Genomic DNA, 15,739 nt, shown 5'->3' with positions numbered 1-15,739 from the left:
CCAGATGAGTCCAATCAGCAATTCAAACATGCTCAACTCGTACAGCCGAAAACAAGGCCCGAAACTATGCACATTGAAATAACGCCCCACCCTGGCAGGCATTTCCAGTTCCTGCCATAAGCATGCGCTCTTCAGTTGCAGCCGTATAATTCATCCTGTATTGCGGAACCGGGCAAGATCCAATCAGGGAATGACACTGTGAGCAACTTACACGCTTCGCTTGAAACGTTACGGGATGCATTGTTGGCGATTAAACCCGCTGGCGATGATGGTTTTGAAGGGCTGATCGCCAGCGCCCTGGCGAATGTGAGCGGTTTGGTTTTCCGTCTGGCCAAGTCTGGTTCACAGTTTGGCCGCGATGGCATAACTGCCCCCAGTCACTTTGCGATTGCGATGGAGGCCAAGCGCTATCAAGACAAACTGTCACTAGAAAATTTGGAAGGAAAAGTTGGCATCGCATCCCATGTTTTGCCAGGCCGAATCGACTTGTGGATATTGGCGGCAAGCAGCCCGCTTGGCGAAGGTGTACATGAGAAGTTAAAAGATCATCTGGAAAACGCGGGCATCAGTTTCCTGGCCTTGGACTGGACACCCCATCCCTTGCCCCCGCTTGCTGTTTTGCTGACGCTGGTGCGGGATCAGGCAATAGACTGGCTGTCGCAGTACGTGCTCAATAGCGCCACGACTGATTTTCCCGCTATTTTTGACGACATTGCCGCCCACCCTGCCTTTCCTGCGCAAAGCGCGCAACTGCAGCAGCACATCAATGCATCCAATATTGGCTTGGATGCGCTGCGCAAACACAATTTCGACTGGTTCAATCTGTGCTTTGCCCATCAAAATGCATCCAAATCGGCATTTGGCCAATTCATTACCGTGGCAAATTCTGTGTCCCCGTCCTTGGCCCGCACTGAGATTTTGGCGGCGCTGGATAGTGCCGCAAACAATATGTGCGCCCAGGTGGAAAACCCCGGCTTAGTCGCGATGTTGGGCAAGGAGGGATGCGGTAAAACCTGGGCCATTGCTAGCTGGCTGGCGCACATGGCAGAACGTCCGATTATCGTGTTCGTTGCGGGCTGGCGTGCAGATTGGCTGGATCACAACAACCCCTGCCGCAGCTTAGCCCAGCTCTTGGCGGCGCAAGACGGCGAGCAAGGTGAGGCTGCGATTGCAAAATGGGAGCGCCGCCTGAAGCGCTGGAGCTGTGGAGAACACGCTGGCAAGATGCGCTTTGTCCTCGTTCTGGATGGCTTGAACGAGCACTCAGGCAAACCCTGGAGCAGTATTTTGCAAGCCATGGCGCCGCTGGTCGCCAAGCTGGGCGGCTGTTTGCTGGCAAGTTGCCGGCCCGCGTATTGGGAGCGTGAAATAGCTGGTCGCCTTGGCAATTTTCCGCTGCAAGAAGTACAGATTGGCGACTATAGCGAAACCGAATTGGCCCAGGTGTTGCAGCGGGATGGCATTGCCTTGCACGACCTGTCGCCAAAAGTGCGTGAATTTGTCAGTAATCCAAGAGTGTGTTCCGTCGCCATCAAACTGTTGCCGCGCTTGGCGCATGCCAAGGCCTTAACGGTGGAGCGCCTGCTGCTGGAATACTGGCGCGCCAGAATGGAGGAAAGGGGCGATTTACTGCAGCATTCTGAAGCGGAATTTCATGGACTTTTGCGGCGGCATGCCAAGGCATGGCTGGAAAATCCAGACACGCAATTTGCGCGCGGAGGCTGGCAGAAATATTCCCCTGCAGTGGGCTGCAAGCCTGGCGAAAGCTTGTTTAATGATCTGACCGAAATTGAAGAAGGCCGCTTCATGCAAGTCAGCGCCGAGGATGAATGCAGCTACGAATTCAGGCAAGAATCCCTGCCATTTGCGCTGGCCTTATTGATGTCGCATGAAATCAAAACCGGCAAAACCGACAACCCGCGCGAGCATTTGCAGCGCATGTTGGAGCCGATTCAAGCATTTGACGCTTTAGGCCCAGCGCTGGCGGCGGCGGTCGGCATCGCCTGCCTTGATAAGAAATACCCGCAGACAGCCAGGGTTGCCTTGGTGGAAGGCGCGCTGTCCTTGCAAAATACTTCAGATGAAGTGCTGGACACATTGAGCGCCTATGTGCCGGAATGTCCTGCGGCATTTTTTGATGCGGCGGAATTAACGGGCAGCACTATGCGTTCGGATTATTTACAAGATGTGCTGCTCGAATGGCGTGATGATGAGCGGCTTGGCGTCGAGATTGATACCCGCTTGCCGAAATGGCTGGGCCGATGGACACGGAAGTATTACGACCAAAGCCTGGATGTTGACATTAAGCGAAAAGAAGAATACGAGGACGAAGTATCAGACCGATTAGCACTGTTAAGCCCTGAAGAGCAAATTTTCTTAGAAACACATTGTTCTGAATGCAATGAAGAACCTGCAATTCGCTTGCCCCGCCTTGCCACGCTCTTCATGGCAGGAAATACATTAAGCCACCATGCAGTTACGCTCTTTGCTTTTGAGCTGGCAGACACCTTAGCTCCAAGCATCTATGCTCCAGAGGACATGATGGCATGGGTGGTGAGATTAAATCCGGTTGACTATGCAGAGACGGAAACGGCTGTGCTTGAATGCACGAAAAAAATATGCAACAACGCTTCAGATCCTTTTGGTCAGGCAGCGGCATATGTCTTGAGGCTGCTTGGCAGCATGCACTGTAGTGAGAAGGCGCATGCCATGTATCCGCAAGCACCTGGTGGAAGATGGCGACGGGTGGAAATGTATTGCAATACAAATCCCTACGATCCCAATACGCCTATTGGTACTAATCTTGACGCGGCCCGCTCTGCAGCTAACGGGGTGGACTGTGCAAAAGTGTGGGCTTTTTTTGGTACAGGTGATGATTGCCACACACTTGAAGAAGTAACGCCCGCCTTGGCTCGCTTTGATGCGCCAGCAATTGTCAGCGCTTTGCATTCGGTCCTGCACAACATTCCTGCAAGAATTCAGATGCCTTTGCGCCAAATTTCCTGGCGTCTTCCGGCACTCAGCCCGATCTTCGATGAAGCATGCATCGCGATCGTGCTGGAAGCATTTGAACGATTGTTGATGCAGCCGAATATTGTGCAAGAACGTGACTATCCATGGATTGCAAACAATTTTCTTTTCAGTTTATTGCCTCATCTGGATGCAGAAACTCAGTTGGGATTGTTACTCCGCCTGCCTGAAAATGCCCACCCGGAAATTAGACTTCGAGCAGTGTTTAAAAGGCTGAGCACAGAGAGGCTGGAATTCCACCTGAATGAGGCCCTGCAACAGGATAGTGCGGCAAAATTAGTTCGGCTTTTATTTTTTGCCAGCGCCAAGCCTGACACGCCTAACGCACGCATCAGAACTATCGTTGCAGAACAGATCAATCAGGCGGACCATACCCTCGCTGGCTGCGCTGCCTTATATGCTGATGTTGCACAAGATGCTGAGCTTGACCGGTTGATTGTGGAATCTGCCAAGCCACAGGAAATTGTGGAACCCAAAAAAAATGTCGTTTGGTGGCGGGAAAATGCGATTGCGCGCGCTATCACTCGTCAGAAGCGGACAGATCGCTTGCAAATGATTGCCCCACATTTGTTTTTCCAAGTAGCGATTGCACTTGGCGCTGAAACGCTGCAAGTAATGAAGATGGCAATTGACCGCATCTTGCGAAATTTGCAGCAAACAAATTCCCTCTCTGAATACGACTATGTGGATATGTTTGTCACTTATTCACATCTTGGTGCAGAAATACAGAATGGCGTTGGATATGCCGAGCCGGAAGTTAACTCGACAGGAACGCCAGACGAGCTTGCAGACCTGTTGAGTGGCAAAAAGCAAACCCTGATTCAAAAGCAATTAAGTGCATCATTGTCGAAATTAAATGAAGAATTAACGAAAAACGGAGCATCGGAGCTGATATCGTATTTGAGTTGGCATCAAGCCATTCAACTGGCGCAAAGTGATCCCGCCCAGCTATCCCGTTGGCTAGACCAGATTCTCGCCATCAAAGAGACAAAAATTTTGCGCCAACTGTATAACTTTGCCATGGTGCTGGCCGGCGCATACGCGATGCATGACGCACAGAAAACGCTGACCATACTCACCCACTTGCGCGAGATAAAACCGATCATCTCGCATTACATAGGCGATGAACGTATCCCAATCTATCTGCAAACCCTGTTTAAAACCGCGCGCCCTGACGATTTTGTGACAGCATTGAATCCACTCAGAGAACAATTTTTCAACAATGTTTTCACCGATGCCGAACTGGAAACTGCCGTGATTGCTGCGGATGCCTGTGGCGCCGGCGTTTGGCTGGATGACTATATGCAGCGCTTGATTGACAGCCAGCACCCGGGCCAGCAGGCCAGAGGCTTGACCATCGCCGGCTTGCGCCACAACAATGCAGCGGCGCAAGCCGTACTGGCACAATCCTGGGGCCATGGTTTTTTAGGGGAAGTCGCAGAATTCGCGCGCAAGCAATATCAGAAACATGAATGGGCCAGCCATTGGTTTGCACTGGCCGTGGCGGCAAGCGATCCGTTGGATTTTTGGCGCTATGGGCAGTTAGCGCAAGGCATCGCAGACCGCCGCTATTACAACTGGCTGGAAAATTGGGAAAATAATGAGATGATGCAGCGCTTTGGCAGCGTCTTGCTTGAAGACGTGAAAAAGGCGGCAGAAAAACGCAGCGATAAGCGCAAAAAAACCTTATTTGGTTTAAATGCGCCAAGCGATGATATCCGCCGTTTGATGCAACAAACGCATTAACGCGCCAAACCTGCGGGGCATGTCCCCGCATTAGCGCAGGCCGCTTGCGCTGCCAGTCGTGGACGGCAGATGCTGCAGCAATTCCAGCCAAGCCTGGCCGCCATCGCTGCGCTCATGGTGATGTTTCCAGGTGAAAATCAATTTGCGCAAGTCGCCATGCAATTGCCCATCCTGGCGCATGGCTTCAAGCCGCTCCCCTAATTCCAGCGCGCGTTTTTCCATTGCCGCTTCGATAATCGCCCGCGCCAGGCGGTAGTCGATGACTAAGCACATCTCCAGCATGGCATGCCATACGGCCTGTTCGCCAAAGCTGAAAATATCGCGCACCGGGGCGCGCAAATGGCGCGCCAAATCGCGTCTGGCGCCTTGCCCCAGCTGCGCAATCGCCGGGGCGGTGAACAACTGTTGCAGCAAGCGCAAAGCCGCGTGTGCGTTTTGCGCCGCCACGCTGCTGATGCTGCGGCCAAACAAAGTCAAATGCCGCTCCGTCAAAGGCGCAGCGAGCGAACAGCTTAATAATTCCTGCGCCAGCGGCAGCGCGCCCGGCATGTCCCCGCCCAGGGCATGCGCCGGGTTGAGCAAGCCGCGCCTGATCAGGGCCGCAAAAATTTCCAAATACGATTCTTTCAAAAACACAGCATCGCCCGCGCCCGGCTGCAACACCTGCAACAAGCGCGTGCGCACCTCCAGCGCCAGGGTGTGCGCAGAAGCTTGATCCAAATCAATCGCATTCGCCACCCATTTCGCGGTATGCGCATGGTTTTTGGCCACGCGCTCGCCTTGCAATAACTGCAGCGCCAGGCTGGCGTCTGGCAGCGGGAATAATCCCGCCTGCACCAGGGCCGGCAGGTTTTGCACCGCCGCGCTGCGCACCGTGCTGGAAGGGCTGCGCAGTAATTCAGCTATCAGGCGTGTGGTTTGGCTGGCGATATCCGCTTCCTGTTGCATGCGCTGGCGCAACTCGGGCGCAATCGTCAATAACTTTGTACTGTCACCGCTCAGGCCAATCAAGCGCAACAAAAGCACGGCTTCGCGCAGTGCGCCGCTGCGCTCATAATCCTGAATCAGCTGTTGCTGCAAGGTGGAAAGAAAGGCTTTATCGGCGCGCATTTCCTGCACAAAGCCGGCAAATGCCTGGCGCGCAGCGGCAATGCCGGCCAGTTGTGCGGCGAATAGCAGGCGGTTGAGTTCACGCACCGCGCGCCAATCTTGTGGGCTGATGCTGTCTGCGGCAGGCGCAAAGACTTGCGCCAGCTCTGGCCCACTCAATTCACTATATTGGATCAGGCGCGTCGCCACGCCCAAGCCGGCCAGGCGCTGCGCGCGTTGCGCCAAGCCTTGCAGCAAGCGCGTTTGCAGATAAGCGCTCACAGCTTCTGGCGCAATCTGCTCACGCAAACAATGGCGAAAGAGCGGGCCGAGAAAACGGTCAACCCAGCAGATCGGCCAGTGGCTGCTGGCATGTTGCGTCAGCCAGGACAACAATTCCGGCAATCTGGCCGCTAACGCCACTGGCGGCAAACAGATCAAACTTTGCGCCAGCGTCATCAAATGCAGGGACAGTGCGGCAGACGGCCCGGCTTGCGTCAAGGCTTGGGCTTCACTTAATAATGACGCCAGCGGGGTTTGCGCAGCCTGCCATGCGCGCAGCCACAGCGAGCAGTACAAGTAATTGAATTTGCGCGAGCGGCCATCTTCGATTGCTTTGTCCCATTGCGCATGCATCTCACTGCAGGCTTGCAGCACAAGGCGCATTTCAGCAGCTTGCGCCTGGCCGATCAGGCTGGCCCATTGTTCCGCCAGGCTGAAATGAAATGGTGCAGCCAGGGCGCGTTGCAAGCAATACAGCAAACGCTGACGCAGGGCCGGCAAGCTGGCGGCGCGCTCCTGTGCATCGGCGTCGGCTTGCGCTCGCAACCAGGCATTGCCCACGGTTTCCAGCAGGCTGACCGTGATATCGTCATTCATGCGTTCTTTATGAAAAACATAGTCATAAGCCTGCCACGCATCCAGCAAAGCGCTGACTGCCTGCGGCCAGCGCCACGCCAGACGCGCCAGCAAGTGCATGATGTGTTTGCGCCGCCGCAAAGCCTGTTGCGGGCGCTGCCATAATGGCCCGAGCAGGGGTAATAATTCCTGGCTGCGCGCGCTGGCCAGATTGCCGGCAAAGCGCAAAAATTCGATCTGCAGCGCCTCTTCACAATTTTCCTGCAGCAAATGCGCCTGCACTTGCGCCACGCAGGGCGCCGGGCTGGCCCGCTTCCAGTGACAGTACACATACAGCGCCAAACTCTGGTCGGCAATATCTTGCGCTTGCAGCAGCTGGCTGAACACGGTTTGGCGCAGCGCTTGCAACTGCGGCATCGGTTCGGCCAGCAGCAGCGCATGCTGTAACACCGGCTTGATAAACAAATCATCAGTGCGCGCAGCAACCCGCTGCGCCAGCAGCTGTAAGCCAGCTTGCGGCAGCAAATACAGCATGGCGCGCGCGGCGGCGTGTTCAAAAAAGGTTTGGTGAAAAAAACTCAGCGCACCGCCGGGGCCGCGCTGCACAATGCCCCGGTGTAATAAATCATCCAGCGCTGCGCGCGCCAGGTTTTGCTGGCGCCATAGCCAGTCTATGCTGTCGGCTTCCAATTCCACACTGCCCTGCGCCAGCATCAAAGCGGCCAGCCACATCGCCGCAGGCGCATGATTGGCGCCGCTGGCGGGGGCCGGGCTGTCGTGTTCTGCATAGGCGGCGCGCACATCGGCTTCAACCCGGTTGCGCCAATAGGCCTGGTAGAGGTCAACGATGTGGATTTCTTCGGGGATGGAATCGGGCGCATAAATTTCAAACAGCATGCGCAAGGCCAGTGGAATCGCGCAAATCTGCTTAACCGGCTTGCCCTGCGCCACCGCACGCTCGATGCGGGCGAAATGCTGGGCCACATCCACGCCGGCGCCCTGGCTGCGATAGTAGCGCGCCGCATAACGCGCCAGCGCGTCTTGCAATTCGCTATCGTCATAGGCAATCAAATCAAGATGGGTGCTGGGTAAATCCGCCGCTTTCAGCCGCCGCGCCTCCTGCGGGCGGCTGGTGAGCACCACAATCGCGCCCAATTGATGCAAGCTGGCCAGGACGCCTTTCATCAAGACGCTGGCGTCTTCCTCGCTGCGCACCAGCAAATCCACGGTGTCGATCAAGACGATGGCGGTTTGTCCCTGTTGTTGCAGCAAGGCGCAGGCTTCGGTCAGGCGCGCAGCGCTGATGCGAATCGCGCCAGCGCAGGCGCCAAGCCAGGCGGCGCGCAAAAACAGCGGCGCAGCGTCCGCCTGTGCGGCATAGCGCTGCTGCAGCCACCACAGCAAACTGGTTTTGCCATGGCCGGCTTCGCCGCGCACAATAAAAATGCGCGGCGCGCCTTGCACACCGGGACCGCCTTGCAATAAGGCGTCGATTTTGTGCGTCAGAATCACGCCTTCTTTGCGCTGCACATATAAACCTTCAGACAGGCGCAAGGCGCTTTGGCCCTGGTTTTCCTCACTTTCATCCCTTGTATTGCGCCCGTCCTGCAGGCGCTTGTGGCCGGCCACATCCATTTCCTGCGCCAGCGCCTGCGACCAGGCTTGCAACTCAGCCAGCGCGGCTTGCTGGCGTTGCCCTTCGCTATCCTGTTGACGCAGCAGGTTTTGCAATTCGCGCTTAGGGATGGAAACCGCGTTGATGCCTTGATTCAAGCGCCGCAAATCGGCTTGTGTGAGGCAGCGCGCACCGGGCGTCAAAATGGTATCCAACACAGTTTGCAACATGGCGCCAGCCAGGCGCTGCGCCTCGTCCGGCTCAATCTGCAAGATTTGGCTGCCAAAGTCTATGGCTTGCTGATCGAGTTCAGCGCGCAGCGCGCTTAAATCGCTCTGCCCGCACACCCAAGTGATGCGCGACAATAGATCGCGCCGCAAGGCCGCATCATCGCGCGCGGCAATAAAATCCAGGCTGCTTTGTTTGAGCTTGGCGCGCAGCAAAATTGTGCGCAAGGGTTGCACCTCCGCCCCCTGCGCCGCCAGCGGCCAATAGCTCAGCACCGGCCCGTTGTTGATGCGGTCTTGCAAGCGCTGCTCGCAGGCAATGCTGGCGGTGGTTAAAAATTGCAGGGAAACATCATGCTGCGGATTGCGCGCTTGCAGATCAATCAAGGCGTCAATCGCCGTCAACACATCCGGCGACAAGATGCTGATATTGCTGGCGCTGTTTTTCACCTGCACCGCTTGCACCGCCTGCTGCAGCTGCAGCGCGTAGTCTTCCGCCACTTCCAGATATAAGCGCTGCTGCGGCAGCAGGCGCAGCCAGGCCAGGCAACTGGCGTAAAGCTGGTAGGCGTAGCCGCCGAGGGAAGCCAGGGCTTGGCGGGCGGGGTCGCCTTGGGGTGGTTGGATGTTATGCGACATGGTTGCAAGATGGCATTTTGATTTTGAACTCACCAAATGATGCGCTCATATTGTATTTATAAAAACAAATTGAAGTTTTGAAGCAAAAAACACAGAATCAAGAATACAAGTAAAAACTATTAAATATATCAAAAATCAATCTATAGGCGCGAGCTTTAATCACCAAAAATAATATGACAAATGCACCTTACTTGTCCTCAAGCTCGCCCTGGAAAACGCTCAGGTTCACAATACGTGTTGACCTACTCTGGCATACCGTCTAATTCTGAAAAAATCGCCAATGAACTTTGCCTGTCCCCAAGGGCTCCTATAAAATCGCCCAAGCGCTGCTTCAAGTCACCTAAAGCGCTCAAAGTATTGGCCTGCCCCAGTTTATCGCCAATTGTTTCAAAAATCACCAGCGCGCTTTGGTAGTCCGCGCGCGCACCTGGCAAATCAGCCACCCGCTGCTTCAAGTCACCTAAAGCGCTCAAAGTATTGGCCTGCCCCAGTTTGTCGTCAATCGCTTCAAAAATCGCCAGCGCGCTTTGGTAGTCCGCGCGCGCGCCTGGCAAATCGGCCACCCGCTGCTTCAATTCGCCTAAGGCGCGCAGCGTATTGGCCTGCCCCAGCTTGGCGTCAATCGCTTCAAAAATCGCCAGCGCGCTTTGGTAGTCCGCGCGCGCCCCAGGCAAATCGTCCACCCGCTGCTTCAAGTCGCCTAAGGCATTACGCGTATTGGCCTGCCCCAGTTTGTCGTCAATCGCTTCAAAAATCACCAGCGCGCTTTGGTAGTCCGCGCGCGCCCCTGGCAAATCGGCCACCCGCTGCTTCAAGTCGCCTAAGGCGGCAAGCGTATTGGCCTGCCCCAGTTTGTCCTCAATCGCTTCAAAAATCGCCAGCGCGCTTTGGTAGTCCGCGCGCGCCCCAGGCAAATCGTCCACCCGCTGCTTCAAGTCGCCTAAGGCTTGAAGCGTATTGGCCTGCCCCAGTTTTTCGTCAATCGCTTCAAAAATCGCCAGCGCGCTTTGGTAGTCCGCGCGCGCCCCAGGCAAATCGTCCACCCGCTGCTTCACGTCGCCTAAGGCTTTACACGTATTGGCCAGCCCCTGTTTGTCTTCAACATCACGATACATAGCGAGTGCACTTTCCAAGTACCGAAATGCCATTGAATAATCGCCCATTCGCTGACGCATATCACCCAAAGCACTTAAGGTATGAGCCTCTCCCAATTTGTTGCCTATTTCTTGATGAATGACGAGTGCGCCTTGGTAATAATCCTGTGCCATTGAATAATCCCCCATTCGCTGACGCATATCACCCAAAGTACTTAAGGTATGAGCCTCTCCCAATTTGTCGCCAATTCCTTGATAAATGGCGAGTACGCCTTGGCAATAATTCTGTGCCATTGCATAATCACCCATTCGCTGACGCATATCACCCAAAGCACTTAAGGTATTAGCCTGCCCCAATTTATCGCCAATTTCTTGATACATGGCGAGTGCGTCTTGGCAATAATGGTGTGCCATTGAATAATCACCCATACGCTGACGCATATCACCCAAAGCACTTAAGGTATTAGCCTGCCCCAATTTATCGCCAATTTCTTGATACATGGCGAGTGCGCCTTGGCAATAATGGTGTGCCATTGAATAATCACCCATACGCTGACGCATATCACCCAAAGCACTTAAGGTATTAGCCTGCCCCAATTTATCGCCAATTTCTTGATACATGGCGAGTGCGCCTTGGCAATAATGGTGTGCCATTGAATAATCCCCCATTCGCTGACGCATATCACCCAAAGCACTTAAGGTATTAGCCTGCCCCAATTTATCGCCAATTTCTTGATACATGGCGAGTGCGCCTTGGCAATAATGGTGTGCCATTGAATAATCACCCATCCGCTGACGCATATCCCCCAAAGCACTTAAGGTATTAGCCTGCCCCTGCTTGTCCTTAATTTCTCTATACAACACGAGTAAATTTTCGTACGCAGCTACAGCCCCTTGAAAATCACCAGCAAGCAACTCAGAGTCCCCCTTAGCTTTTAGCTTGTTGGCGAGTGCCAGTTTGGTTTCATTAGTCTTTCTTGTCAGATTAATTTCAAGCGCTTTAGCAAATTCATTCGTTGATAATTTCCTTTCCTCTTCTTTAACATCAATTTTTATACCAATACGATTCAAATAGCTTTCCGAAACAATGGCAAAAGAATCTTTTGCACTGATTGAAAATGATATTGTCGCCTTATCATTGTGTGCCAGCCTCCATGAGCTGACTTCAGCATTATGCTTCTCCAAATACTCCCCCACCACCTCCAACACCCGCAACCCATGACTAATCCGCAATCCCAATTGCAGCAGTTCCCTCGCCCCATCAATAAAGTCATAAAGCACTTCATCAGCCGGTGTTTTATCATCCCCGGCCACACGCTGCAGCATGCCACCTAAAAAGAATTCAGCCAAATGCGAAGCATCCGCTTTCGGCAACATTGCGTGCTGCACCAGCCGCATGATTGGGAAATTTAATAAACCCGCCAAACTCAGGTATTGCGCCAATTGCTGCGCCATAGGCGAAGCGGCGCCTTTGAAACTTTGCACAATGTGTTCCACACTGGGCGGCGGGCTGTTTGATGGAGCTGGCGGCGTTGCTTCACGCACTGACAACACCATGGCAGGCGTGCGTGCGCCGTGCAATAAGGCTTGCACCCAGCCACGAATACTGTTTGCCTCTATTGCCAACAGGGGCAAGGCCAGGCGGGAAGCCGGTTGTTCAAATTCAAAAACCTTTGCATCCAGCTGCACCAGGCAGGCGCGCGCCTCTTGCAGCGGGCGTTGTGCGCTGACTTGGGCGTCAGGCAGGCCACTCCAACTGCGCCGCCACAGGCGCGCAGGCAAGGTGTGCAGGCAAGCCAAAGGCTGACTCTTGGCCCAGGTTTGCAAAAGGCGCGGGTATTCGCCCTGCCACCAGGCATCTGAGGTGAAATCACTGGCGACGAGGATGATTTCATCTCTGCGCCATTGGTAGCGCACAGCTTGCGGGTCTAGTGTTTTGCTGCTGAGCTGACGCAGAACCCCGCGTCGGCGCAATAGGTGCGCAAACTCCGCCAGCGCTTGCGCCCACATTGCATTGCTGCCGCCTTGCTCCTGCACCAGGCACAGGCGCAAATAGCGCCGCGCGCCAGCTTGCGCGATTGGCTGCAAACATAGGCCGCCCTGACGCGCATAATTTTCTGCGGTAGCCGCTTCATCCCAGTCTTTGCCCTTCGGCGCGCGGCAGGCGAATGCGCCAAAAGCATGGCGCAAGCCCTTGACATCCTGCAGGCAGGGCAAGGCCGGAATTTGCTTTTGGGCTGCGCCGTCTGTTTGTCCCGGTATGGCGCTGCGCAACGCGGTTTTATCTGAGGCGGGCTGTGCGCTGCTTTGTTTGGCGTTGCTTTGCTCTGCATCCGTGTCATCTAAAGCATGCGCTTGGGCTGTTGGCGTGTCTAACACCGGGTTTTCCTGCGGGTCTGTCTGTGCCTGCTGCGCAGCAGGCGGCCCCATTTGCAGCGCCAGCCATAGCGATTCTGCCAATTGCAGCGCATCGGGAGCGCCAAAGCAGCTGGCGGCGCGCATCAGTTTTGCAGACATGCCGGTTCCCCTATTTTTAATCCAAGGCTTGCGTTAACAAGGCATCCAACTCAGCCGCTGCCGCTGCGCCCGGTTTTTCGCCATTCACACCATGTACGATAAACAGTGCATTCAGTAATTGGTCGGTGGCGGTGGTGCGCGCGCCTTGTTGCGCGGCAAATTCGGCAATGCGTTGTTTGGCTTGTTGCGCCACGGCTTCGCCCAAATGCGCGCTGACAATCGCCATTAATTGTTCGGCATCCGGGTCGGGCAACTCCAGCCGTATGCAGCGGCGCAAAAAGGCTGGCGGAAAATCACGCTCGCCATTGCTGGTCATCACAATAAAAGGAAAAGCTTTACAAGCGACATGGCCATGGTTGATGTTGACGCGCTTGGCTTCGCCCATCATTTTGACCTCCACATTATCGCTGGCATGGCGCTGCAATTCCGGGATATCAAAACAGCCTTCTTCAAACACATGCAATAAATCATTCGGCAAATCCGGGTCGGCTTTGTCGAGTTCATCAATCAAGAGCACGCGCGGGCGTTCAATGGGCAATAAGGCCGTACCCAAGGCGCGCAAACTCAAGTAAGCGCCAATATCTTCAGCCTGGCTGGCGTCCAAGCGCTGGTCGTTCAGTCGCGCGATGGCATCGTAATCATACAAGCCCTCTTTCAAACTGCTGCGCGAGTTGATCGGCCACACTAAAACCGGCCCCAGCGCCAATTCATACGCCACCCGGTAGGCCAGTGAACTTTTTCCGGCGCCGGGTTTGCCTGTCACCAGCAAGGGGCGGCGCAAGAGCAGCGCGGCATTGATGGCGTCCAGCGCACAAGCCGGGGTTTGATACGTTTTGGCGCGCTTCCACTTTTCATCATCCGGCGCATATGCCTGGCTCACACAAAACGCGGGGGGATCGCTTGGCTGCCCCTGAAATGTGCGCCAAGGCGGCGCGTCTGGCAAGCTGGCCAGATGCGAATCGCCTTGTCCGGTGAAAATGCGCCATGCGCTGTCGTGTTGCGGCTTGTCCATAAGGCTTGGCTCCTGTTCAACTTCGTGTTTGGGGTTGGCGTAATTGACTATCCAGCGGGTTGGCGCCGGGCGGAACACGGTTTGGATCATCAATCAAACAGTGGATATGGTTGGCGCCATCGCGCAAATTGCCGAAATTTTGAAAATGTTGATGAAAATCAAAATAATTGCATGCGCTGAATTTTTCCCGGATATACGCCTCGTCATTTTCGGCGCACAACAAGGCAAACGGCGCACCTTCATACAACGCTCGTTTAAATTCACGGCTTTGTGCTTTGTCGTGTGGCGCAGCAAGCCAATGCCAGCGTCCATCGCAGGCTGGCTTGCAAGCGGGATGCCAGCAAATTTCCGGCATGGCGCCCAAATTGTTTTGCATTAGCTCCCATTGCGTGCGCCAATTCTTATGCCAGCCAGAATGCTCCCACCGTTCTTGCAAGCGTAAAAGCAGGATCAAGCCGGATTCACCAAGGCGGTAGCAGATATCCGGGACGGGTTCCACTTCCAGCCCCAAACAGGTGACTGGCAATTTATCCAAAGGCAACACCAGTTCTATGACGGTTTCACCATGCAAACCAAAGCGCGCCACCAGTTGGCGCAGGCAATTTTCCAGCCAGGCTTCTAAGTTCCCCAGATCTGGCGCTCCCAGGTTCAGGTCTTGCCATTGCCTGCCATCGTCTGAATACCAGGCGCGCGCCGCTTGCTCAGCAAAAGGCTGCAGCACAATAATCGGCGCACATTGCGCACGCAATGCTTGCCTCTGCAATCTTTCCTGTTCGGCGGTGAGCGCAGGCGCAGCATAGCTTGCCGGACCGGCTTGCAACCAAGCCTGCAATTTTTCCTGCGCTGCACAATGGCTTTGTTTTACCTCCTCCTTGACGCCCTGCTGTATCGCAATTTGCCCACACAAGGCGCATAGACGCACTGCCAATAAAACGGTATTTGATAAATCAGGGTTAGCAGGGGCGTAATCGTCAAGCTCATACAACATGCTCTCTAAGCTGTCTTGCTGATTCGCAGGGCGATGTGTGATGTGCTGGAATACGCTGCGGATTTTTTCGATGTGGATGGGTAAGGTATTCAGCAATGCAAGCAAGCTGGAAACGGTGTTAATGCCGTCTTCAAGCAAGCAGCCGGAATCAGCGCCATATAACCGTGCATAGTTTGCGCGTGTGTCATGGTTACATAAGACAGCAACCCAGGATTCTGCAAAGAAACGGCGAACGATTTGTGGAAACGGCGCTAAGCGCGCCTCCACCGTGCCGCCGGACCAGACTTGCAAGGCAATCTGGTGCTTGCTACTCAGATTGTTTATATGGTCTTGAATAGCCTCATGCAGTTCCGTTTTTTCAACCCGGCAGGAAACTAACAAGACGTATTTTGTGATTGGGCCGTTGGCTTGCCATCGAGGCAAATTCTTGAGAAATTCTTGAATGTGTTGATTCAGATCAGCGACTTTGTATTCTTGATATCGTTTGCATTGATACAGCTCGCGTACGCCATCTGCGCGTCTGGCCAGAATATCAACTGCAAAATCCGCCTGACCACGTGAACCATACTTATCTGCCGTACCATGCACGCCAATCAAGGCGCGCACCAGGGTCACGCAAAAATCCTCAAACTCTTCCGGCGGCAACACGCTGAAATCAGCTGGCTGATATGGAACCAATGGTTGAGGGATTTTTTGATGCGTCATGTGCAGGCTCACACATCAGCGCCAGCGTGGCGCACAAGCTGGCGACAAGCCCGACATTTCGCTGACCATGCATGATTTGACATACGCCTCCGGTACATGAAGTGCTATTGACGAATTCTTTGCTTAACTTGGGAAAGCATCATTCTTCTTGCAGTAACAGCGCCAAGCCAAATCCGCTGCTGAGCAGGATCAAGGAGTAGCTTGCAGCATATTATAAAA

5 protein-coding genes are annotated in these 15,739 nt (G+C 54.5%); 1 reads left to right on the top strand and 4 read right to left on the bottom strand.

Annotation, left to right across the window (positions count from 1 at the left end):
• Window positions 1-198 precede the first annotated feature (198 nt).
• Window positions 199-4,776, top strand: a complete 4,578-nt coding sequence (locus V8J88_RS07820) for a hypothetical protein (protein WP_338848816.1) — start codon at window positions 199-201, stop codon at window positions 4,774-4,776.
• A 30-nt stretch (window positions 4,777-4,806) separates the two neighbouring features.
• On the opposite strand, the gene V8J88_RS07815 is transcribed toward V8J88_RS07820, so the two are convergent.
• The 4 genes from V8J88_RS07815 to V8J88_RS07800 all read right to left on the bottom strand — a co-directional run bounded on the left by V8J88_RS07815 (window position 4,807) and on the right by V8J88_RS07800 (window position 15,520).
• Window positions 4,807-9,204 carry a hypothetical protein gene (locus V8J88_RS07815; RefSeq protein WP_338848815.1) on the bottom strand — a complete coding sequence of 1,466 codons (4,398 nt, stop codon included), beginning with the start codon at window positions 9,202-9,204 and terminating at the stop codon, window positions 4,807-4,809.
• A gap of 242 nt (window positions 9,205-9,446) precedes the next feature.
• Window positions 9,447-12,815, bottom strand: coding sequence for a tetratricopeptide repeat protein (locus tag V8J88_RS07810; protein WP_338848814.1), 3,369 nt, complete (start codon window positions 12,813-12,815; stop codon window positions 9,447-9,449).
• 16 nt (window positions 12,816-12,831) lie between these two features.
• Window positions 12,832-13,827 (bottom strand): AAA family ATPase, encoded by a 996-nt coding sequence (locus V8J88_RS07805; protein WP_338848812.1) that lies wholly within the window; start codon window positions 13,825-13,827, stop codon window positions 12,832-12,834.
• Window positions 13,828-13,843: 16 nt separating this feature from the next.
• The gene (locus V8J88_RS07800; protein ID WP_338848811.1) at window positions 13,844-15,520 is read right to left on the bottom strand and encodes a hypothetical protein; all 1,677 of its coding nucleotides are present in this window, start codon (window positions 15,518-15,520) and stop codon (window positions 13,844-13,846) included.
• Between the last annotated feature and the right edge of the window lie 219 nt (window positions 15,521-15,739).

It is taken from the genome of Massilia sp. W12 (assembly GCF_037300705.1).
Taxonomy (GTDB): Bacteria; Pseudomonadota; Gammaproteobacteria; order Burkholderiales; family Burkholderiaceae_D; genus JACPVY01.
The sequence above is the reverse complement of the archived record's forward strand: the minus strand, read 5'-3'. Positions and strand labels throughout refer to the sequence as shown.

Excerpts from the sequence above, each read along its gene's own strand:
- V8J88_RS07815 (WP_338848815.1), bottom strand. The coding sequence starts at position 9,204 with ATGTCGCATAACATCCAACCACCCCAAGGCGACCCCGCCCGCCAAGCC.
- V8J88_RS07810 (WP_338848814.1), bottom strand. The coding sequence starts at position 12,815 with ATGTCTGCAAAACTGATGCGCGCCGCCAGCTGCTTTGGCGCTCCCGAT.
- V8J88_RS07805 (WP_338848812.1), bottom strand. The coding sequence starts at position 13,827 with ATGGACAAGCCGCAACACGACAGCGCATGGCGCATTTTCACCGGACAA.
- V8J88_RS07800 (WP_338848811.1), bottom strand. The coding sequence starts at position 15,520 with ATGACGCATCAAAAAATCCCTCAACCATTGGTTCCATATCAGCCAGCT.